The sequence below is a fragment of the Gaoshiqia hydrogeniformans genome, from assembly GCF_049347105.1.
GTDB classification, from domain to species: Bacteria; Bacteroidota; Bacteroidia; order Bacteroidales; family Prolixibacteraceae; genus Gaoshiqia; species Gaoshiqia hydrogeniformans.
Map to the genome: position 1 here is coordinate 1668426 of NZ_CP186334.1, position 22143 is coordinate 1690568.

The 22143-nt window shown below is 47.7% G+C and carries 16 protein-coding genes; 10 read left to right on the plus strand and 6 right to left on the minus strand.

Going from position 1 to position 22143, the window contains the following annotated elements; translation table 11 throughout:
- Window position 1 precedes the first annotated feature (1 nt).
- On the minus strand, window positions 2-1006 hold the full coding sequence (locus ACOIT5_RS06710; protein ID WP_423129704.1) for a bile acid:sodium symporter family protein: 1005 nt from the start codon (window positions 1004-1006) through the stop codon (window positions 2-4).
- Window positions 1007-1212: 206 nt separating this feature from the next.
- On the opposite strand from ACOIT5_RS06710, the gene ACOIT5_RS06715 reads away from it, so the two are divergent.
- The 3 genes from ACOIT5_RS06715 to ACOIT5_RS06725 all read left to right on the plus strand — a co-directional run bounded on the left by ACOIT5_RS06715 (window position 1213) and on the right by ACOIT5_RS06725 (window position 4493).
- Window positions 1213-2217 (plus strand): c-type cytochrome, encoded by a 1005-nt coding sequence (locus ACOIT5_RS06715; protein WP_423129705.1) that lies wholly within the window; start codon window positions 1213-1215, stop codon window positions 2215-2217.
- A gap of 289 nt (window positions 2218-2506) precedes the next feature.
- Window positions 2507-3400 (plus strand): prephenate dehydrogenase, encoded by an 894-nt coding sequence (locus tag ACOIT5_RS06720; RefSeq protein ID WP_423129706.1) that lies wholly within the window; start codon window positions 2507-2509, stop codon window positions 3398-3400.
- 1 nt (window position 3401) lies between these two features.
- A complete protein-coding gene (locus ACOIT5_RS06725; RefSeq protein WP_423129707.1) occupies window positions 3402-4493 on the plus strand; it encodes a chorismate mutase in 1092 nt (363 codons plus the stop codon).
- 87 nt (window positions 4494-4580) lie between these two features.
- Here ACOIT5_RS06725 and ACOIT5_RS06730 read toward each other — a convergent pair whose 3' ends face one another.
- From ACOIT5_RS06730 to ACOIT5_RS06740, 3 genes are all read right to left on the minus strand, one after another.
- Window positions 4581-4976 carry a ribonuclease P protein component gene (locus tag ACOIT5_RS06730; protein WP_423129708.1) on the minus strand — a complete coding sequence of 132 codons (396 nt, stop codon included), beginning with the start codon at window positions 4974-4976 and terminating at the stop codon, window positions 4581-4583.
- A 68-nt stretch (window positions 4977-5044) separates the two neighbouring features.
- Window positions 5045-5794 (minus strand): uroporphyrinogen-III synthase, encoded by a 750-nt coding sequence (locus tag ACOIT5_RS06735; protein WP_423129709.1) that lies wholly within the window; start codon window positions 5792-5794, stop codon window positions 5045-5047.
- Between the two features lie 32 nt (window positions 5795-5826).
- Window positions 5827-6792: a DUF4271 domain-containing protein gene (locus ACOIT5_RS06740; protein WP_423129710.1), complete on the minus strand. Its 966-nt coding sequence runs from the start codon at window positions 6790-6792 to the stop codon at window positions 5827-5829.
- Between the two features lie 110 nt (window positions 6793-6902).
- Here ACOIT5_RS06740 and ACOIT5_RS06745 point away from each other — a divergent pair, with 110 nt between their 5' ends.
- The 7 genes from ACOIT5_RS06745 (at window position 6903) to ACOIT5_RS06775 (ending at window position 15552) form a co-directional block, all read left to right on the plus strand.
- Window positions 6903-7841: a tRNA-dihydrouridine synthase gene (locus tag ACOIT5_RS06745; protein WP_423129711.1), complete on the plus strand. Its 939-nt coding sequence runs from the start codon at window positions 6903-6905 to the stop codon at window positions 7839-7841.
- Window positions 7842-8132: 291 nt separating this feature from the next.
- A complete protein-coding gene (locus ACOIT5_RS06750; RefSeq protein WP_423129712.1) occupies window positions 8133-9458 on the plus strand; it encodes a TolC family protein in 1326 nt (441 codons plus the stop codon).
- Window positions 9459-9478: 20 nt separating this feature from the next.
- Window positions 9479-10570, plus strand: coding sequence for an efflux RND transporter periplasmic adaptor subunit (locus tag ACOIT5_RS06755; protein ID WP_423129713.1), 1092 nt, complete (start codon window positions 9479-9481; stop codon window positions 10568-10570).
- A 12-nt stretch (window positions 10571-10582) separates the two neighbouring features.
- Window positions 10583-13807 carry an efflux RND transporter permease subunit gene (locus ACOIT5_RS06760; RefSeq protein WP_423129714.1) on the plus strand — a complete coding sequence of 1075 codons (3225 nt, stop codon included), beginning with the start codon at window positions 10583-10585 and terminating at the stop codon, window positions 13805-13807.
- Entirely contained in the window at window positions 13804-14112 is a 309-nt protein-coding gene (locus tag ACOIT5_RS06765) for a hypothetical protein (RefSeq protein WP_423129715.1), read from the plus strand. Before ACOIT5_RS06760 ends, ACOIT5_RS06765 begins: the two co-directional genes overlap by 4 nt.
- A gap of 18 nt (window positions 14113-14130) precedes the next feature.
- A complete protein-coding gene (locus ACOIT5_RS06770) occupies window positions 14131-14313 on the plus strand; it encodes a YgaP family membrane protein (RefSeq protein WP_423129716.1) in 183 nt (60 codons plus the stop codon).
- A gap of 210 nt (window positions 14314-14523) precedes the next feature.
- A complete protein-coding gene (locus ACOIT5_RS06775; RefSeq protein WP_423129717.1) occupies window positions 14524-15552 on the plus strand; it encodes a PorP/SprF family type IX secretion system membrane protein in 1029 nt (342 codons plus the stop codon).
- Window positions 15553-15578: 26 nt separating this feature from the next.
- On the opposite strand, the gene ACOIT5_RS06780 is transcribed toward ACOIT5_RS06775, so the two are convergent.
- Both ACOIT5_RS06780 and polA read right to left on the minus strand, forming a co-directional pair.
- On the minus strand, window positions 15579-19196 hold the full coding sequence (locus tag ACOIT5_RS06780) for a PKD domain-containing protein (RefSeq protein ID WP_423129718.1): 3618 nt from the start codon (window positions 19194-19196) through the stop codon (window positions 15579-15581).
- A gap of 82 nt (window positions 19197-19278) precedes the next feature.
- A complete protein-coding gene (gene polA, locus ACOIT5_RS06785) occupies window positions 19279-22065 on the minus strand; it encodes a DNA polymerase I (protein ID WP_423129719.1) in 2787 nt (928 codons plus the stop codon).
- Between the last annotated feature and the right edge of the window lie 78 nt (window positions 22066-22143).

The following is a 22143-nucleotide window of genomic DNA, read 5'->3' on the forward strand; positions in this document are numbered from 1 at the left end:
TTTATTCTGAAAGAGGCCTCAGTTCATTCCCGTAACGACGGGCAACAATACTGATGTAAAAAAGCTGAAAAGCATGGTAAATCATCACCGGAACCAAAAATAAGGAGCCCAACCCGGAACCGGCAAACAATACGCTGGCCATCACCGAACCATGAACCAACGATTTCTTGGAACCGCAAAACAAAACCGTGATCCGGTCTTCCCGCTTGAAGGGGAGCAGGCGGGTAAGTAGTTTGGTTCCTTCAAAAATAAGAAAGAAAAGCAGGATCACACTCGCCGATAAGCCCAGCAAATCACTCATCCGGATGCTGCTGAAAATATCGCTCATAAAGGCATTGCTGAAGCTGTGGTAAACGATGAGCAGAATCACCGACCGGTCGAATTTACTGATATAGCTGTTGTAACGCCTGGCCCAGCCTCCCCAGAACCGGTGCAAGAAAAGACCCAGACAAAGCGGGATCAGTATTTGCAGTGCCAGGTCCTTCAAAACGCCGGCAAAGGCAAATGCCTCATTTTGTTTTTCAAGGAACAAGCCCATCCAGGCTGGCGTAATCAGGATCCCGATGACCCCTGAGATGCTGGCATTAAAAATAGCGCTCGGTATATTTCCTTTGGCAATCGAAACCATCACCACTGATGAGGATACCGTGGAAGGCAACACCGCCAAAAAGAAAACCGACAACCATAAAATCTCCCCTTCAGCGCCTTTCAGTAAAGGACGAAACAGCAAGACGACAAGCGGAAAAACAAGAAAGGTGATTAACTGAATCAGCACATGTAACCGCCAGTTGCTCAGGTCGTTTTTTAATTTTTCGGGGCTTAAGCGCAATCCGTAGAAAAAAAACAACAAACTGTTTCCGTACCGGATCAGCGCCTTCAACTCGATGGCGCTGCCTGCTTTTCCAATTCCCGGAATCAGCCAAGCCAAAAAAATCATCAGGATCATACTGCTGATGAACCCATCGGGTAAGTATTTTCTGACCGACTTTAAACTGATTACTGCCATAAAAATGCTGTCGCCTTAATTTTCGGAAAACAAAGATGAAATTAATTTGCCGAATAGGAGAAGATATCCGGTCAGAAATTGAAATATTCCGCGCGGACAACTTGTAAAGATCTATAATATAGGATATCTTTGTCTTTTATTTATCCTCCTTTATACTCACCCAAAGCAAGATTATACCTTTATTAATCATTTAAATATTTATTTGTATGAAAAAGAGACTACTTAAAATCTTGCTCTCTCTTACCGGGATTGTGATCCTGGGTTTGATAACCTTAATCGGTTACCTGAAAATCATGCTTCCCGACGTTGGCCCGGCCCCGGATATGAAGGTGGAAATCACACCGGAGCGGGTTGAACGCGGCCACTACCTGGCCCATCATGTGATGATGTGCATGGACTGCCACTCACAGAGAAACTATTCCTTATTTTCAGCTCCCCTGATTCCGCATACCCTGGGGCAGGGAGGCGAAGTGTTTGACCAAAGCATGGGCTTACCCGGAAAATTTGTTGCCCCAAACATCACGCCTCAGAATTTGGCCGGCTGGACCGACGGCGAAGTCTTCCGGGCCATCACCTCCGGTGTTTCAAAAGACGGCCGGACTTTGTTCCCGATCATGCCATACCCAAATTACGGGCAAATGGACGAGGAAGATATCAAATCCGTGATTGCCTATCTGCGAACCCTGGACCCGATTGAGCATGATGTGGAGCCGTCAAAACCCGACTTTCCGGTAAACATCATTATCAATACGATTCCCAAAAAAGCCGCGTTGAGACAGATCCCGCCAAAGTCAGATTTGCCCGCTTACGGAAAATACATGATCACGGCCGCGTCCTGCGCCGATTGCCACACGCTGATGGGTCCCGACGGACCTTTGGGAGAACCTTACGCGGGAGGACTGGAATTTCATTTGCCCGACGGATCAGTGATCAGATCGGCCAATATCACGCCGCATCCGGTCACCGGCATTGGCAGCTGGACCGAAGAACAATTCATCGCCCGCTTTAAAGCCTATGCCGACTCGTCGTTTATCGCCCCAAAGGTGGGGCCGGATGATTTTAAGACCGTGATGCCCTGGACCTTATACGGGAAGATGGAAAAAGACGATCTGAGAGCGATTTATGCGTATTTAAAAACCTTAAATCCGGTTGAAAACCCGATCATTCGGTTCTCTCCTCCCGGCAGCCCTACCCGATTGGCCACCAAATAATCGGCCGAAAAAATAATCATCGGCCGGAATAGCATATGAAGGATGAGTCCATCCCGAAAAATTATAAAAACAAATTGTGAAAAAATTTTGATCTTAAAATAAATACTTATATTTGCTCGCAAATTGAAAGTGCTGAGACATGCTTTTTAACAATTCTTTTTATTACTGGTTTTATTATTTCGGTTCATCAAACGGGGTCGAACAGTAATGTTTTGTTAAAAAGTGAAAAATATAACTGACAAGAAGGTCCCGATTAAATCGGGACCTTCTTTTTTTAATCCTATGTAACATGAATGTAAGCATTATCGGACTTGGACTCATTGGCGGATCGATGGCCAGGGATTTACGAAAAACCAAATTTGCCGCCTGTCTTACCGGGGTTGAAGTCAGCCCCGAACATGCGGCAAAAGCGCTGGAAATCGGGCTGGTTGATGAAATACTGCCACTGGAAGAAGCCCTTCCGAAAGCAGACCTGGTCATTCTGGCTGTTCCGGTCGATAAGATCAGGGACTTATTGCCTGTCGTACTCGACCTGGTTTCCGACCGGACCACCGTAACCGACCTGGGTTCAACCAAAAAAGAAATTGCCATGATGATTGAAGACCATCCCAAACGCAGGAATTATATCGCGGCACATCCCATGTCGGGAACCGAAAACTCGGGGCCGGAGGCAGCCCTCGAAGGCTTATTCAGCGGTAAAATTACCATCATCTGCGATCATGAGAAAAGCGGGCCTCAACACCTCGCCCTGATTGAAAAGATGTTCCAGGCCATCGGGATGAACATAGCCTACATGTCGTCGGATGAACAAGACCACAGTACGGCTTTCATTTCACACCTGCCCCATGCCGCTGCTTATGCGCTGGCAAATGCCGTCCAGACCAAAGAAGACCGGTCGATTATTTTTGACCTGGCCAGTGGTGGTTTTCGGTCCACTGTTCGCCTCGCTAAAAGTTCACCAAGCATGTGGGGACCAATTTTTCAACAAAACAAAGCTTACGTTGTTGAATCGCTCGAAGTGTACATCAAACACCTGATTGAATTCAAGGAAAGTATTGCCCATGATGAGGAAAGAATGTACGAACTCATGGAGAATGCCAATAAAATCAGGGAAATTCTGGCAGGAAACAACCCCTCGCTCAGAAAAAACGAAGAAACGATTGTTAAATTTTACACAAAATAAAATGGGAATAGAATTAGACATCAGGCCGATTAAAGCCTGGCTGCCCAAACTGAACAACCCGCTGTTGATTTCAGGACCATGCAGCCTCGAGTCAGAAGAACAAACACTGGAAACGGCGCATCTGCTGGCAAAGGATCCGCGGGTTTTCGTGTTCCGCGGCGGCGTATGGAAACCAAGGACCCGGCCGGGTAGTTTTGAAGGGGTCGGATCAATCGGGCTGAAGTGGTTACAACAAGTGAAGAAAGAGACCGGCCTGCCCGTCGGAACGGAAGTGGCCAACGCGCAACACACCGAAGAAGCCCTGAATGCCGGATTGGACGTATTGTGGATTGGGGCGCGTTCAACGGCCAGCCCGTTTGTGGTACAGGAAATTGCCGATGTTGTAAAAGGGACCGACGCCGTAGTGATGGTGAAAAACCCGGTTAATCCCGATGCCCAGCTGTGGATCGGGGCGTTTGAACGCCTTAGCCAGGCAGGCATCAAAAACCTGGTGGGAATTCACCGCGGCTTTACCCCCATGGGCGAAAGCAAATACCGGAATTACCCGGGCTGGAAAACATTCATCGAGCTCAGGCGCTTAATGCCAAACCTGCCGGTGATTTGCGACCCGAGCCACATTGCCGGAAAACGCGAGTACCTGTACGAAATTGCGCAGAAAGCCTTCGATATGGGTATGGAAGGATTAATGCTGGAGTCGCACCGAGACCCTTCGTGTGCCTTAAGCGATAAAGACCAGCAGGTAACGCCGGCCGAACTGGGGAAAATTCTGGATAAACTGATCATCCGCCATACCTCTGTCGAGAATAAACAGTTTGAAAATCAACTGGAATTGCTTCGCGGACGTATTGACGCGCTGGATGCCGAATTATTGGAAGTGCTGGCTTCGCGAATGAATATTGCCCGCCAGATTGGTCAGTATAAAAAAGAAAATAATGTGACTGCCCTGCAAATCAGCCGTTGGACCGAGTTGATGAACAACCGCCTGGCGCTGGGCGAAAAGCTTAACCTCAACCGCACATTTGTACAAATTCTGTTTCAGCTTATCCACGAAGATTCCGTGCGTATGCAAACAGAGATCATGGATGAAGAATAAAAATACGGTTTGAAAAGCATCCGGGAGGGTATCAAAAAAGTTGGAAAGAACAACCTTTGATCTGGCTTTTTTGATCCTCTTTTTTTGTTAATCCTCCCTTTCTAGTTTAACCAACTCCGCCAGGCGGGCGAGGACTTTCTTCATCGTCTTTTCAATCAACCCGTATTCTTTGATCTCTTTTGCCGCGTAAATAAACATCAGGGAAAGTTGCTCTCCTTCAGGTACAGCCTGGTATAAGCCGTACTTGTTTAAGCGGTAAGCTTCGCGCATTCGCCGTTTGAGGAAGTTACGTTTAACGGCCCGCTTAAAATTCTTCTTCGAAACCGAGAAAGCAGCCTGAACCGGGTAAGCGGCCGGAAGTGATGTCCTCCGGTAAACCACCTTCACCGGAAAGATAAAAAAAGTCTCTCCCTCAGAAAACAATGTTTCGATGGCTTTCCGGCTGCAAAGCCGTTCTTCCCTTTTTAAGCTGAATTCGCTCATTGAACGTCTAAAATACAATAAAAAAAGGGGAAGCGATTTCCCCTCTTTCTGATTATCTGTTTTTCCGGTTATTTCGCTTTGTTATGCTTTTTGATAAATTGCTCCAGGGCCATGGTCATGGATGGCGCCTGGACCGTAGGGGCTTCGATGTCCAGCCTTAAACCCGCTTCTTTTACGGCAGCGGCCGTACTCGGGCCAAACGAAGCAATCTTCGTGTCGTTCTGTTTAAAGTCGGGGAAGTTTTGCTGTAAGGACTTTATTCCGGAGGGACTAAAGAACACCAGAATATCGTAGTTCACATCTTTCAAATCGGACAGATCGCTGCTTACAGTACGGTAAAGAATGGCCTTGGTATACTTAAAACCACCCTTATCCAACAATTCAGGAATTTCCTGTTTGTGAATATGCGACAAGGGCACCAGAAATTTGTCCTCCTTGTGTTTTTTCATCACATCAATCAGGTCGGCAAATTTTCCGCTTCCATAAAATATTTTTCTTTTCCGGTAAATAATGTATTTCTGCAGGTAAAAGGCAGTTGCTTCGGAAATACAGAAATATTTCATCGTATCCGGAACGGTGATACGCATATCCTGGCAGATCCGGAAAAAATGATCAATGGCTGTACGGCTGGTAAAGATGACGGACGTATGATCCAGAATCTGGATCCGTGTCTGCCTGAATTCTTTAGCAGAAACTCCCTCCACCTGAATAAACGGACGGAAGTCAACCTGGATACTTGTTTTTTCTGCTAAATCAAAATATGGGGATTTTGCGGACTCAGGCTTTGGCTGTGAAACTAATATTTTCTTGATTTTCAAGATATCTTCCTTTTTAAAAGTTATACACTAACTTATACCAACACCAATTTGTAGATGAATATTAATGGTAAAATTTCAAGGGTACAAAGGTATAAAATCAAATAAAATATTGAAAAATGTTTTCTTAATAAAATACTTGTCCCTCGAAATAGTAGCAAAATGTAAAAGAACCCGACGACAATGAGCCCGAAAATAATGAGCCAGCCCGGGTTGGACAATGGTGCAAAAGCCACAACAAGGCTAACGGGCAACAAAACCAAACCCACCAACCTGTTATAAAGGTTCATATGATAGATATACTCCTGCGTTTCGGGCAAGCACTCACTGATGCTGCCCTGCAGGTAATAAGCCAGCTGTTTCAGCCCGTAATAAACCAAAACGCCGGCCAGGGTAAATAAATAAGTCAGGATACTGTGTTTGTGAAAATCAAAGTAAAACTCCTCCAGGGTTTGAAACATGAACAAACTAAAAACCAGGTAAAAAATCACATCAAGCCGGAATGAGGCATGTGTGAGACTAACAGATCGTTCCCGGAACATGCGCGAGGCTGTTGAGAAGTTTACAGACGAACTAAACAACTGCCCCAGGTATTTGCCAAAGAACAAACGAACGGATGCAAATATCACCAGCACCAGAATGATAAGCCCCGTCACCCAGTCGGGCGTGTCGCGTTCAATTTTTCGTTCGGGCAACATCAGCCGGGGCGTTTCGGTTTGTTGGGTCAACAGAACAATCTCATTGGGCTGAATCGGCAAAACCGGCGGCATCACAACAGATTTCTCCTTTTCTATCGTAAGGCCTCTTCTCCATGCAGCAGGCGTTATCTCTGTATTTTTCGATTTTTGATGCAATTCGCCCGACCGGCTGGCCGAGTCGGCACGAATTTCTGCCGGGGCAACAAGTTGCCTGGAAACGTCAAGCGATTGGGAAGATTCAATTTCAACTGCCTGGTGAAGTTGCCTTAACAGGGTATCTTTGGGAAGTGATGTTTGTAACATTCCAGCCAAGTTGTCATTTTCTTTCTGTAACTTCCTGCAAAAATAATTATTTCTCAGGTCAAAAAAGAGAAGCTGTTACCTTTGATATAAAAATTTATTAACCGATGCCTTTGAGCCAGTCCTTTTTGCTTGCCCCCTTACAGGGTTTTACCGATTTCGTGTTTCGGAAATGTTACCACCAAACATTCGGAAATATAGCCGAATACTATATTCCATACCTGACCGTCGGGCCGGGAAATAAAATCAGGAACAGCCAATACCGCGACATCCTGCCCGAAAATAATGCCGGCGTACCTGTTGTTCCCCAGGTTTTATGCGGAAGTCCGGCCGAGTTGAGACAGCTGGCCGACATCCTGAAAAATTTTGGCTACAAAAAGATAAACCTTAATCTGGGCTGCCCTTATCCGATGGCCACCAACAGAGGGAAAGGGACCGGCCTGCTGGAAAGGAAAGATGAGCTGAGACAGGTGCTGGACGTCCTGTTCGAAGAATACGACTTTAGCGTATCCGTCAAGTTCCGGTCGGGACTTGCCAGCGAGCAAACTATTTTCGAACGGATTGAACTGCTGACAGCCTACCCTTTCGAGAAGCTGATCTTCCACCCCAGAACAGCGCGGCAACTGTATAAAGGAAAAGCCAACCGGAACCTTTTCGCTGACCTTTCGGCCATCATACAGCGTCCGCTTGTTTACAACGGCGACATTCAAACTGCCGACGACCTGGAAGAAATCCGGTTACTGGCGCCTCAACAACAGGTCTGGATGATCGGACGGGGTGTTCTGACCGATCCGTTCCTGGTTGACAAACTACTGGGAAAAAACCCCGACCCCCAAAAACAAGCGGAAATCAAAGAGGCATTTCACCGGCAAATCCTCGAAAACTACCTCCGTGCCTTTACCAATGAAGGGCAGGCGCTGATGAAGATGAAACAATTCTGGTCGTATTTCTCCGAAAGTTTTCCTAATCCGCACAAAACATGGAAGCCAATCAAAAAAGCAAGCAAATTGTCAAGCTTCCTGACGGTTTACCCGGCAAATTTCAGAAACTAACTTGCTGATGGCCCGTATATTCCCTTGTTAATCTTTGCGACAAGAAAACAGGACCGGCGGGGTAATGAAAATTTAACATTTACCTGCAACTATCCATACGTTCAACAGATAATTATTCCATGTTGATAATAAGGCATTTATGTCTTTATATCTCCTATTCAGACAACCGATATGCCTGAATTCAGGATCAGCTCATGCAATTATCTATATCTATATATCTATATTTTTATATATTTGCATTTGAAAATTTGTTTTTATAAAATATAAAACCATTAAATTAGAATATTAGGTATGCAAAAAAGAGTAAAAATTTTAGTCCTGCTGGCAATTCTGGGATTTCCATTCACGCTTTTCAGCCAAACGATGGAATTAAGCCTGGAAGACGCGCTAAAAATTGCCGGGAATAACAACCTGACGACACAAAGCGCCGAGGCCAGGCAATTGGCAGCCCGAAGCTCCTACCGGATGACCAACTCGGTGTTTCTACCCGGTTTATCGGTCAGCCATACCGGGGTTTCAACCAACGACCCGCTGACCACATTTGGATTTAAACTGAAACAGGAAATCGTCGGTCAGGTCGACTTTGACCCCTCGGTATTGAATGACCCGGACGGGATTGAAAACTTTAACACTAAAATAGAACTCAGCCAACCTCTGCTTAACCTGGATGGCATTTATGCGCGAAAAGCGGCAAAAAGTCAGTACGAAGCGGCAAGTCTGCAAACAAACCGCGTGAAAGAAAACATCCGCTACGAAGTAAAAACCGCTTATTATCTGCTCGAACTGGCCCAGTCATCGGTGAGAGTGATCCAACAATCGGTGAATCTGGCCGAAGAAACCCTAAAATTAACTAAAGACAACGAAGCGCAGGGTTTTGTCAGGCAGGCAGATGTACTTGAGGCAGCAGTTCGGCTGGAAGAACGCCGGAACCAATTGCTGGAAGCCGAAAACCAATACCATTCGGCCAATGAATACCTGGCTCATTTGCTTGGTCTCGATCTGGGAACTACCATTGCCACCACCGACAGCCTGGTGATCAGCCCTGCACAGCTTGTTGCCGGCGTTCATCCCGAAGCCATCCAACAACGCTCCGACCTGCAAGCCTGGCAAAAACAAATTGAAGCCGGTGAAAATATGCTCAAATCGGAAAAAATGAAATTTCTCCCCCGTGTGAATGCGTTTGGCAGTTACGAGTGGAATGATAAAAAATTCATGGGCACTTCGGCCGAAAACTACCTGGTTGGCGCCAGTTTGAGCTGGAACCTGTTCAGCGGGTATAAAAATGCCGGAAGCGTCCAACTGGCTACCGCCCGCCTCGACGAAGCCCGCCTGGGGTATAACGATTACCTGTCTCAAAGCCAACTGCAATTAAACCGGGCAAACCGGACACTGGAACTCAGCTATCGGCAAATCCAATCAAGTAAATTAGCCAAAGAACAAGCCGAAGAATCGCTCCGCATCCGGACGGAACGCTTTAAACAAGGCCTGGAAAAAACCACCGACCTGCTGATCTCAGAAGCTTTATCGTCTCAAAAAAAGCTGGAATACATTCAAGCCATATACAATTACAAACAAGCCATTTTCGAAATGGAACTTTTACTCGAAAAAGAAATTTAATGAATAAACGCTACTTTAAAATGAAAACAATTATCAGAAAGCATAATCTGCTTGTCCTGTTTGTTGCTGCAGGAATAATCACCTTATCGTCCTGCGGAAACAAAAAACAGCAAGCTAAAGATGACAGCCCCCGCGTTTCGGCCAGCGTAGCCGTAGCAATGGTTAACGAATACCCGGTAACATACAGTTTCTCAGGGAGGCTGGAAGCCGAAAGCCAATCCATGCTAAGCACACGGTCAATGGGACAAATCGAAAAAATTTATGTGCGCCCTGGACAGGCGGTCAAAAAAGGCGACCTGCTGCTGCAAGTCCGCAACCAGGATATCCAGGCAAAAAAAGCACAGGTTGAAGCCAGTATTCTCGAAGCCACCACCGCTTTTGAAAGTGCAGAAAAGGACCTGAAGCGTTTTGAAGCGCTCCACGCCACTAACAGCGCCACTGATAAGGAGTTGGACGATATCCGCACCCAATACCGGATGATTAAGGCCCGGCTGGAGGCCGCCCGCCAAATGCAGGCCGAAGTCACAGAATCGCTTCGTTATACCGATCTTCGGGCCCCGTATTCCGGCGTTATTACCGGGAAGTTTGTCCGCGAAGGGGATATGGCTAATCCGGGCATCCCGTTGCTGTCGATTGAAAACCCCGGCCAATGGAAAGTACTCGCCCGGATCCCCGAAGGCAGTATTGCCCAACTTGAGCTAAACGATCAGGTAAAGGTGCAGTTCAACGCGCTGAATAATCTGACCGTTAACGGCGTCATTACCGAAATTAACCCCTCGGCCACCAGTACCGGGACCCAGTTCGAGGCTAAAATTATGCTGACCCCGGGCCCGGAACAGGAAAGCCTCCTGTTCAGCGGCATGTTTGCCCGGGTGATCTACGAAAAAGGGACCCAGTCTTCCCTGTTGGTGCCTCAGCAAGCTTTGGTCAACCGGGGGCAACTGACCGGACTTTATACAGTCAGTCAAAATGAAACTGCCCTGTTGCGCTGGATCAGAACAGGAAAAACACACGGAGATTCGATCGAAGTCCTTTCCGGGCTCTCCGACGGGGAAAAATTCATTTTGTCGGTCGACGGAAAGTTACACGATGGCGCCTTAGTTCAATATTAAACCAACAAAAACATGAAGACAGGAATTGCAGGCAGTATTGCCAAACAATTTATAAACTCAAAGCTGACACCTCTGCTGATGATCGCTTTTCTGGCCATCGGCATGTACAGCTCTTACTTAACCCCCCGGGAAGAAGAACCCCAGATTGATGTACCCATCGCCGATATCTTTTTCAGATATCCCGGGGCCAGTCCCGAGGAAATTGAATCACGGGTGATCCAGCCGCTTGAAAAGGTGGTGTCGAATATTACAGGCGTCGAATACGTCTACTCCACTTCCATGCCCGGACAGGCCATGCTGATCGTTCAGTTTTACGTGGGTGAAGATGTGGAACGCTCGTTGGTAAAAATGTACAACGAGATCATGAAACACATGGACCAAATGCCGCAGGGAACCAGTTTTCCCCTGATTAAAACACGATCAATCGACGATGTTCCGGTGCTTGGCCTGACATTTTGGAGCGAAACCTACGACGACTACGACCTGAGAAGAATTGCACAGGAAGTCAACAACGAGATCGAACAGATCAACGACGTATCGGGTACAAAAATTATCGGGGGCCGTTCCCGGCAAATCCGGGTGGAGCTGAATAACGAACAGATGGCAGGTTTTGGAGTGGATGCCCTCGGCATTGCCCAACAAATTCAACTGGCCAATGCCCAGTTTCAGGCCGGTTCGTTTAACAAGAACGACCGGGAATACCTGGTTGAAGCAGGCGCGTTCCTGAAAACATCCGATGACGTTGCCAACCTGGTCGTCGGCGTTTATCGCGATCATCCGGTTTACCTGAAACAGGTAGCCGAGGTTGTCGACGGTCCGGAAGAACCCGTTCAATATGTTGAATTTGGTTACGCCCAAATAGATTCCCGAAAATCGTCGTTCCCTGGAGAATACCCGGCTGTGACAATTTCGGTAGCCAAACGGAGGGGCGCCGATGCCATGCGCGTGGCCGACGAGATCCTTTCAAAAATAGAAATACTGGAGAAGACCTTGGTTCCCGAAGACGTGAAGATGGAAGTAACGCGAAACTATGGAGAAACCGCTTCGCACAAAGTGTCGGAATTGTTGATGCACCTGTTTGGCGCCATTATCTCGGTCACTTTTGTGGTGATGCTGGCCATGGGCTGGCGCGGAGGGCTGGTCGTATTCCTTTCGGTACCCATCACCTTTGCCCTGACCATGTTCAGCTACTATTTCATGGATTATACCCTCAACCGGATCACCCTGTTTGCCCTGGTATTTGTGACCGGTATCGTGGTCGACGATTCCATTATCATCGCCGAGAATATGCACCGGCATTTCAAAATGAAAAAGCTGCCGTTTATCCAGGCAGCCATCCGGTCAATCGATGAGGTGGGCAACCCCACCATTCTGGCTACCTTCACGGTTATCGCAGCCGTGTTGCCGATGGTATTCGTATCAGGGCTGATGGGTCCGTACATGAGCCCCATGCCAATCGGGGCATCCATTGCCATGATCTTCTCCCTGCTGGTGGCGTTAACCATTACGCCTTACCTGGCTTATCGCCTGCTTCGCACGAAAGAGAAAGAAGAACATACGTACAAAAAAGCCTTTCGCCTGGAAGATTCCCTCATTTACAAATTGTATTCGAAAACAATCAGCCCCTTACTGGAATCCGTTTGGAAACGGTGGATCTTTATCCTGGGTGTCACTTTACTGCTCCTGGCGTCGATGACCCTGCTTTATTTTAAAATGGTGGCCGTTAAAATGCTTCCGTTTGACAACAAGAACGAGTTTCAGGTAATTATTGACATGCCCGAAGGAACCACGCTGGAACGTACGGCTGTGGTTGCCAAAGAGCTGGCCGCCTTTATTGCCCGCCAGGAAAACGTGGTGAATTATCAAACCTATGTCGGAACGGCTTCGCCCATGAACTTCAACGGGCTGGTGAGGCATTACGACCTGCGCCAGGGACCGAATGTGGCCGATATTCAGGTTAACCTGACAGGCAAAGGCGACCGGAAACTTCAGAGTCACGATATTGCCAAAGCCATGCGCCCCCATTTACAGGAACTGGGTAAAAAATACCAGGCCAATGTAAAAGTGGTTGAGGTCCCGCCCGGGCCGCCGGTCATGTCGACCCTGGTGGCCGAAATTTACGGCCCCGACCGCGACGTTCAAATCGATGTCGCACGCCAGGTAAAAGCTATTTTGGCCGGGACAACCGACGTGGTGGACATCGACTGGCACATGGAGGATGACCAAACCGAATACCGTTTCAACGTCCTGAAAGAAAAAGCCGCCTTAAACGGTCTTTCAAGCCAACAGGTGCTGCAAAGCCTGCAAATCGCGTTGAGCGGATACGAGGTAGCCCAGCTTTACCAGGAGAAAGAGCAGGAACAGGTAGGTATTTCGCTTCGTTTGAATGAAGAAAACCGCTCCGGCCTGAACGAGTTAAAAAAGTTGAGCATCATGAGCCAATCCGGCAAGGCAGTCGCCCTGGGCGATGTGATTGAGCTTGAAGAAGGCTTACAGGAAAAAAGCATCTACCGGAAAAACCAAAAACGCGTGGTATATGTAACGGCCGACGTTGCCGGAAAGCTGGAAAGCCCGGTTTATGCCATCCTCGACATGTCGAAAAAGCTGGAAACCGTTCAGCTGCCCGAAGGCTACAAGCTCAGTGAAGAGTACAACCAACAACCCTTCACCCAGGAAGATTACAGCCTGAAGTGGGATGGCGAGTGGCAGATCACCTACGAGGTTTTCCGCGACCTGGGAACGGCCTTCGCGGTTGTCCTTCTGGTTATTTACATGCTGATCATCGGTTGGTTTCAAAACTTTAAAGTACCCTTTGTGATGATGATTGCCATTCCGCTGTCGCTGGTTGGCATCCTGGTCGGTCACTGGATGATGGGAGCTTTCTTCACCGCAACTTCCATGATCGGTTTAATCGCCCTGGCAGGAATTATGGTCCGAAACTCCATCCTGCTGATCGACTTTATTAACCTGCGGCTCAACGACGGCATCCCGCTGAAAGAAGCTGTGATTGAGGCCGGGGCCGTCCGAACTACGCCTATCCTGCTCACGGCCGGAACAGTGGTCATCGGCGCTGTAGTCATCCTGTTTGATCCCATTTTTCAGGGCTTGGCCATATCACTGATGGGCGGAACCATTGCATCGACCGTCTTAACGCTCGTGATTGTCCCCCTGATTTATTATATGACCGAAAGAAAGAAATACCAATCTGATAACAACCTTAATACCGGAGAAAAATGAAATTTGTAATTATCCAATGCGTGAAAGCGTACCACGAGGAACTGAATAAAATACTGAATTCAATTCAGATCAATGCCTACAGCGAATTTAACGTGGAAGGCTTTATGAAAAATGTGGAAAGTGAATCGGATCTGAACAACTGGTTCGCATCCACAAAAAATCCGTACAGTTATATGGTCTCCTTTACCTTTTTGGCGGCCGATAAGGCAGATGAGTTGCTTAAACGGATTGAGCAGTTTAACCAGACTGTTGAAGACATCAGCCCGATAAACGCCTACATTGTTGGAGTTGAAAAGTTTGTTTAATCTAATACCAATTGAAAGATGAGAGAGAGAATTATTCGTGCCGTAGCCGGAACACTCGTTAGCGTGAGTGTGCTGTTAGCTGTTTTTGTTCATCCAGACTGGCTGTTTTTGGCCGGCTTCGTGGGTTTTAACCTGCTCCAGTCGTCATTTACCAAATTTTGCCCGCTGGAATATATCCTGATAAAATCGGGTGTGAAATAAGGGTGGATTAACACGTAATACCAACGAAAGCAGAAGGCAAAAGAGACCAGTCTCCCACCCTTCTGCTTTTATATTTTACTGCTGTTCAAACCGGGGAGGTCCTGATTCGGCGTAATCGTAGTTTTCTCCGTCCGTCAACGCCTCGGAAATAATCGTTTCTTTTTTATTGCTTTCCGTTGGCTGTATTTCTCATTTGATTATTTTTAAGCAATGAGGAATGGAAAAAAAAACCGGACATATCATCAAACAGGACTAATCATTTTTTTCCTGTTGTTGTCCGGCTTTCCGGTTGTATTCGGGCAGGATGTTTCGTTCTCTCAGTATTATGCCAACCCCTTGTATTTGAATCCGGCTTTTGCAGGCTCTGCAGGCGTACCAAGGGTGGCCCTGCAATACCGCGACCAGTGGCAACAATTTGACCAGGCTTATACGACCTATAGCGCTGCAATCGACCTCCCGGTTAATTTTCTGCAGGGTGGCATTGGTATTCATGTTTTAAATGATGCCCAGGCCGGGAACATGTTGAACTCGTTTCAAATTAATGGTTCCTATTCCGTTTACATCCGGTTGAACGAAGCGTTTAAACTACACGGTGCACTTCAAAGCGGGTATAACCAAAACTCGATTGATGTGAATAAACTGGTGTTTGCGGATAATCTGGATATAAACTACGGACATCATGGTTCAACGGCCGAGGTCATCACGGAGCCTAATCATTCCTTTGTTGATTTTTCAACAGGATTATTGGTCTACAGCAAACGGCTATTTTTCGGAGGGGCCCTCCATCACCTCACCGAACCAAAAATGTCATATAGTACCGGAAGCGACCAGCAAGGAAAACTCGACCGAAAATACACGGCCCATGCGGGGGCCAGGCTCCCGGTTTTCAGATATGGCCATCTGCGCCGGAAATTTGATGTATCGCCACAACTGATTGCTCAAAAGCAGGGCGTTTCAACGCAAATCAATTACGGTATGTTTGCCATGAAGCATGGTTTAACGGCAGGGGCCTGGTTCCGGCAGAATTTTGGGATTCGTTATGATGCCATGATTTTGCTGGTGGGTTTCGTGAATAAGCGGATGCAATTTACTTACAGCTACGACTGGACATTGTCCGGGCTTTCAGCCGCCTCAGGAGGCACCAGCGAAATTTCACTTACCTTTTTGTTAAAAGAATCCCGCAAGAATTACGAACTTCCGTTTTTCAGTCCGTATGACGACAGCTTCGGGGTGCAATAACCCTTTTTATGGTTCCTGATCTCCGGTTAACGAATTAAAAGGATCTGCCCTTTTTGCTTATGCTCATACCCCTGGATATCATGGAAAGTGGCCATCCAGACGTAATTGCCCATAGGAGCGGGTTTCCCGTTTTTGTTTGTTCCATCCCACGGATTATCCGGCGTACCGGTTTCGAAAACAATTTGCCCCCAACGGTCATAAATCCGAAGGTTAAAGCGGGAATTATCGGCGCCCAGGCCCACCGGCATAAATGTGCGGTTCTCGGGGATGTCGCTGTCGGGACGAAAAGCATTGGGCGAATAAACGTTAAATGGGATGATTTTAATGAGCAGGTTGGCTGTATCCTTGCACCCAAAAACAGATTCGGCGACCAGCTGCGAATAATAGTCCCCAAGCTCTGCATAAGTGTGGGCCGGGTTTGGATCGGCCGATAGGCTGCCGTCGCCAAAGTCCCAGGAATAGTAATCTCCGTTCTGTGAATGGTTATAGAACAAAATATCGGCATTTTCAATCGTGGCAATTGGAAAATTAACATCAAAATCAGCCCTGGGTTTTGGATGAACCCATAGCCAACCGGATTTGTAGAGCGTATCAGAACAGCCTGTTGCCGATGACAGTCCGATGAGGGCAAGATCATATTTCCCGGGATCAGGCAGGTTAAGAAACAGAGATTCCCCGGTCAGATCAGTTGCATGATCAGTCACCCACAAAAAGCTTAAATCGCTGTCTTTCGCATCAGCAAAAATTTCAACTGCATACGGCTGACAGCCTTGTTCATTTTCAGCAAAAAAATCGAAACGCGGCTTTCTTTTTATGCCGATTTCTGCGGGTTGGCTAATGCAGCCGTATTCTTCGACCCGTAAACGGACCGTTGCCATCGGTTCGTCCAATAAAACGGTAACCGCATCATCCTTGCCGCCCACCTGCCGGGCCCCGTCAAATTCCCAGTAGTAAACCGACGAGTCAGTCGCATTGGCATAAAAAACGCGGGCCGAATCATCGTAACAAATACCGGGGTCGGCAACAATCGACGCCCGGGGCGTGGGAAATACCCGGATCATGCTATCCAGCGTAAACCCGTTTTGGCATCGGGTAACCGGATTGGTAATGGTGAGGCTTACCGGATAAAAACCCGGAGATTCGTAGGTTTTCGTAGCATGCTGACGGTTTATAATTTCTCCGTCGTCGAACTTCCACTGAAAGTTGACAAAATCATCGGTCAGCAAGATGGCCGAGAAGTTAACCGTTAATGTGTCGCAGCCTCTTAACTGGTCGGCCTGCATGATAAAATTGGGTTTAGCGCCCAATGGTTGGATCGTGGTATCGCTCCTGCATCCGTGGTCATCAATAAACAGACTGATGTAAGGCGGCTTACTTAAAAATGCCCCTACCGAAACACGATATTGGTCCCAAGCCAGGGTATCGGTAAATATACATCCGTCCAGATCCCAGTAAAAGGAGGCGCTGTCGGTGGCCGCGCCGGTGAAAAGCAGTTTTTTGCTGTATCCCTCGCAAACCGCATCATCTTCAAAGTTGAAATGGGATGTCGGCTGTTGATGAAAACGAACCTGAAATGTATCAGCCACCTCGCATCCGTCGATGGTTTTCAGGCGGTAATAAATTTCGTAAGTTCCCCACTCGGAAGCCGTAAGTTTAACCGATGTCAATTGCTCTTCCGAGAAGGTCAATAAAGCAGGTTTGTTGGCAGACCAGCTAAAACTTCCTTCATAATTCCAAAGCGATTCAGCGGCTCCTTCAACCGAAACGGTAAGCTGGCTGTTCTGCTCCCCGCATAGCAGTTGTTCCCCGGCGATTTTCACCGTCGGCACAGGATAGACCACCAACCTCATCGTATCGCGGGCCACGCAGTTGTATTTATCTGAGACTGTAATCCTGAATTCACCGGTATAATCAGCATCGAATGTTTGCGAGCTTGAAAGCGTATCGCCAAATTCGTTTTGCCACAAATACTTTTTGAACCCTTTATTTCCATCCAGTGTAACCGAGTAGGGGAAACATCCGGCATCCTCATCAATTCCCAGGTTAACCACCGGATGACTGACATACACGATGATGGAATCCTCCAGTTCACAGCCGTCGATTGTAGTGGTTTTCACCGCATACTTCCCGCCCGTTGTAACGGTCAGGGTTTGGGTTGAATCGCCCGTATTCCAGCGATAGGTGTCGAAATACGGCCCTGCATCGAGCGTGCGCGATTCGCCGTAACAAAGTAAAAGGGTATCTCCATGAAAATCGACACTTTCTCCCAGATCAAGAACCAGGTCAAGGTTAAACCCCACCCCGTAACCATACGACTCAACGCCCCCGAAGCCGTACACGTAGGCAAGGAACCCCCGGTTTTGATTGGTATTTTGAAGCCGGTAGGTACCCGGATTTATATCCAATTGCGCCCAGGAATATTTACCGTCTGAAAAAGGCGTAAAGGAGCTTTGAACAGATGTGCCATCGAGTAAAATATTGCCGGTTTCCCCGGTTAGCGTAATGATATTGACAAAATACTTCTTAATCTGATCTGAATCATACGCAACAAAGGTAACATCATTTTTTGCCTGGTTGGTTGAACTGAGAATGGTCATAAACGGGTCGCCGTTTCCGCCGGTAAAATTAAAGTCGACCGACTGGGACTGGCTGTACTGGGCAACCAGAATGGGTTTTTCGGCATAAATTCTCCGGGGCTGGTTATAAAACAGCACGATTTCCTCAAACTCTCCCCGGTTTAACAAGATTGGAGGAAAACCGTCAATGTAAACGGTTGTGCCATCCCGGGCCGCCATGATCCGGTAAACATCCTGTTCCCGCGATTTTAAAGGGACCGCGTAATATTCTCTTCCCCACGAATAAACCGGAGGAATTTGTTCGTACAGGTGATCCCAGGCCGAAACACCCGGTTTTACCGGAACCGTTGTCGCCAGCGCCCCGGAATAGAATGCCACCGGCTTATTGGCTAAAATATAACTTCCCGTTAAATCGCCTTGCCCGGTAAGGTTTACCCGGTTCATCGACTGCACCTGAAAAATCTCGCCCTTGCTGAGCATGACTTTCATGGTATCGCCGGCATTAGCCAATTTATGGGTAATTTTCGACGGCACGATGGAAACCTGCGTCTGGTCTTCGCAGGCCACAATCAAAAACTGGCTGTTTCTCCCGTTTCCGTAATTTCCGCCGTTCTCGTGAATGTGGGGTTCGTAACACATGGCAAAGTATTCTTTTCCAAGCGATTCGACCGGATAAATCACGGCAACATCCGACGAATTGATATCCCAGTTAAGTGCATAAAGGTTAACCGGTTTTTCCGACACCAATCTGATCCCTTTATTCTCGATTTGTTCTGAGCCGATCGCCTCCACCATGCCCCAGGGAATCTCAATACGAAGACTGTTGTTGGCCTGAACCGTGTAAACGCCATTAAACGGAACTTCATCTCTTCCGATGAAGATCTGAAAATCGGTGGTCTCTCTGGCGGTAACGGTTATTTCAATAACGTGTTTGACGTTATAATTCCGGCTTTCCATAAAACCAAACCAGAAGTTGATGCCTTCAGTCGATTTCCGGCAAAAATCGGTTTGTCCCGTTACAAGGGTCACATTGAAGATCAGTAAAAGCGCATGGATCAGTTTTTTCACTCAGCATTTCAATAAATGAAGATCTAAAACTAATGATTAAATCAATCATACAGAAATTTTAATGCAGCATGTCCTCCATCTTTTAATGCGCTTCGAGCCAGTTGGGCGCAGCATTCATTTCAACGGTCAACGGCAAGCCGATATCCACCGCCTGTTCCATCTGTTCTTTCACAATTTGTTTCACCTGTTCCAACTCCGCTTTGGGCACATCAAAGTTCAATTCGTCGTGTACCTGCAAAATCATTTTAGCCTGAAGTTTCTGACGGCGTAATTCGCGCCAGATGTTGATCATAGCCAGTTTGATGATATCGGCAGCCGAGCCCTGGATCGGGGCATTGATGGCATTCCGCTCGGCCACACCGCGCACCACGGCATTGGCCGAATTGATGTCGTTCAAATACCGGCGCCGTCCTTTGATGGTTTCCACGTAACCATGATCGCGGGCAACCCGGATGCTTTCGTCCATATAGTTTTTTACCTGGCTGAAGTTGGCAAAATAGCCGTCGATCAGCTCTTTGGCTTCCGTGCGCGAAATAGTCAGCCTTTCGGAAAGCCCGAAAGCCGAAATACCGTAAATAATCCCAAAATTGGCGGTCTTGGCTTTTCGGCGCATATCGGAAGTTACTTCACTTAACGGAATTTTATAAATTTTTGCTGCCGTGATGGCGTGAATGTCCTGGTTATCCCGGAAAGCCCCGATCATTTGCTCGTCCTTGCTCAGGGCGGCCATAATGCGCAATTCAATTTGCGAATAGTCGGCCGACAAAAACAGGTGATTCTCATCAGATGCTGTGAACGCTTTACGGATCTCGCGGCCGTTCTCATCGCGTATGGGGATGTTTTGCAGGTTTGGGTTGGTCGAACTTAACCGCCCGGTAGCGGCAATCGCCTGGTTGTACGAGGTATGCACTTTCCCGGTCCGGGGATTAACCAGTTGGGGTAATGTTTCAACATAGGTCGACAATAACTTCTTCAGCCCCCTGAAGTCCAGGATCTTTCCCACGATCGGGTGTTTGTCGAGCAGCTTGGCCAGTACCTCTTCGGATGTGGAATACTGCCTGGTTTTGGTTTTTTTCGCGTTGCTGTCGATCTTTAATTTTTCAAAAAGGATCGGCCCCAACTGCTTGGGTGACGACAGGTTAAAATCTTCACCGGCCAGTTCCCTGATTTCTTTTTCGAGTTCGACTAGTTGTACCCGAAGTACTTTGGCATACGCATCCAACTCGTTGGTGTTCAGCGTTACCCCGGTCATTTCCATGTCGGCCAGCACCGGGATCAGCGGCATTTCAATTTCTTCGAAAACAGCGCGTACACCGGTCCGGTCCAGTTCCGGGTCAATGGCAAACTTCAGTTGCAGGGTCAGGTCGGCATCTTCGCAGGCATAATCCTTTAACTTCTCCAACGATGCCTGCCGCATGGTCTGTTGGCTTTTGCCCTTCTTGCCGATCAGGCTTTCCGTTTCAACCTTCAGGTAGCCGAGGTAGGTTTCGCACAGGTAATCCAGGTTATGCCTCAACTCAGGCTGGATCAGGTAATGGGCAATCATGGTATCGTACAAGGGTCCTTTGACCTCCACGCCGTAAGCCAGCAGCATCAGGATGTCGTATTTGATATTCTGCCCGATTTTACGGATTTTTTCATCTTCAAAAATCAGCCGGAACTCCCCGACAATTTTTGTTGCTTCTTCGCGGTTTTCCGGAAGGGTTACACAAAAAGCCTCGCCTTTACGAAACGAAAACGACAGGCAAACCAGTTCAGCCAGGTGGGTATCCAGCCCGGTTGTTTCCGTATCAAAACAAAACTCTTCCTGTACCGACAACTCGGCGCGCAGGCTGGCACGCTGCATGGCATTTTCTACCAGATAATACTCGTGCGGCGTGTTTTCGATGTTTGCCAGGTCGGTTCGCACAACCGGCGCCGCCGGCTCAGCCGCTCCAAATAAAGTTCCCTGCTCAAAATTGGGGGCCGCCTGCGGTTGTTGCGCAGTACCCAGTTTCTGTACCAGGTTTCGAAACTCCAGCTCAGTGAAGATTTCTCTCAGTTTTTTCCAATCCGGCTCTTCCATCACCAGCCTGGATTCGTCGAATCCGACCGGTACATCCTGAATAATTTCGGCGAGTTTACGCGACAAGCGGACCTGCTCTTCAAACTCAACCAGATTTTCTTTCAGTTTGCCTTTTAATTCGCCGATATGCTCATACAGACCGTCGACCGATCCGTAAGTTGAAATCAGTTTCATGGCCGTTTTGGGCCCAACACCGGGGCAGCCCGGGATATTGTCGGCCGTATCGCCCATCAGCGCCAGAATATCAATCACCTGTTCCGGATTCTGGACTTCAAAATTCTCCTGCACTTCCGGAACTCCCCAAATTTCATTCTCATTGGTCCCGCGCCCCGGTTTATACATGAAAATATGCTCCGAAACCAACTGGGCGTAATCCTTGTCGGGCGTCATCATATACACCGTGTAACCTTCCTTCTCCGCCTTTTTGGCAAGGGTGCCGATCACATCGTCGGCCTCAAAACCCTCTTTCTCGAGAATAGGGATCTGGTAGGCTTCGGTAATTTTTCGCACCCAGGGGATAGCCTTGCGCAAATCTTCGGGCATCTCCTCACGGGTCGCTTTGTACGCTTCAAACATCCGGTGCCTGAATGTCGGGGCATGCACATCAAAAACCACGGCCAGGTGCGTGGGATTTTCCTTACTCAGCAATTGTTCCAGCGTATTGGTAAAACCAAGCATCGCCGAGGTGTTCAACCCTTTTGAGTTGAACCGGGGATTCTTAATGAAGGCAAAATACGAACGGTAAATCAACGCGTAAGCATCCAATAAGAAAAGCCTTTTTTGTGGATTGTTGTTTTCAGGCATAGTGTTGTTTTTATGATGTTTGAACAAAACTGATCATCCGGCTAATGTTTAGTTGAACGGTAAAAAGTTCATGGTGTT